Below are 871 nucleotides of genomic sequence, written 5' to 3'. Positions count from 1 at the left end.
ATCAACAACGTGTTTTATTTAATTTACGAACAGAAGCAAAAGATGGGCTTGTTGATTGGTATGCAGATCGCTTAAGTTTGATGTTCTTCATTCAGGCAGCAGGTTATACAGCACCATGGATTCACTTCGAGGGACGCACCATAACCCTTAAACCCGTACACTATGGTTTTAATGCTCCATTAGAGCCAAGCAAATTGCGTATTATTCGTGCCAATAAGAAAAAGACTGATGAAGAACTTACAAAAGACGATGTTTTTACATTAGATCTTATAGATCAGGCTGTTGAACGCGCTAAACTTGCTAATCCACGTTTGCGCCCTGTTCGTGTTGATGGAAAATCGGCATATGTGATGTATCTCCACCCAACACAGGTAACTCAATTGCGTACCAATACAAAGAGCGGGCAATGGTTAGACATTACCAAGGCAGCTTATGATGGCTCTGGAGCTAAGAACCCAATTTTTAATGGTTCTTTAGGGATGTATAACGGTGTCATTTTGCGTGAAGCTGAACATGTCCCCAATGGTATCAATTCAAAGACACAAGAGCCTGTAACATCTGTTCGTCGTGCTGTGTTGCTTGGTGCGCAAAGTGTTATCATGGCTTATGGGCGCGTTGGCAATGGAGCAACAGGAGGCGATGGGAAAGGGGGAAAACGCTATAAACTTGTTGAAGAACTGTTTGATTATCAACGTGAATTTGGGGTTGCAGCTAAAACCATTATCGGCATGAAAAAGTCACGCTATACCTTGCCGCATTCTGATCAAGGGGGACAAGACTTTGGTACCATTGTCATCCCTTCTTTTGCTGAAGCAAGCTAATTATTAAAGGATGACAATTATGGCAGAAAAATCGCTAATTACACAGGAAC

At 42.0% G+C, this 871-nt stretch carries 1 protein-coding gene; it reads left to right on the top strand.

Features of this window, described 5'->3' with window-relative positions; translation table 11 throughout:
* Nucleotides 1-821: N4-gp56 family major capsid protein (locus ACFIKE_RS11755; protein WP_375650128.1), on the top strand; the 821-nt coding region annotated here is incomplete at its 5' end.
* Nucleotides 822-871 lie beyond the last annotated feature (50 nt).

It is taken from the genome of Bartonella sp. MU70NMGDW, assembly GCF_042194085.1.
GTDB lineage: Bacteria > Pseudomonadota > Alphaproteobacteria > Rhizobiales > Rhizobiaceae > Bartonella > Bartonella grahamii.
The sequence above is the reverse complement of the archived record's forward strand: the minus strand, read 5'-3'. Positions and strand labels throughout refer to the sequence as shown.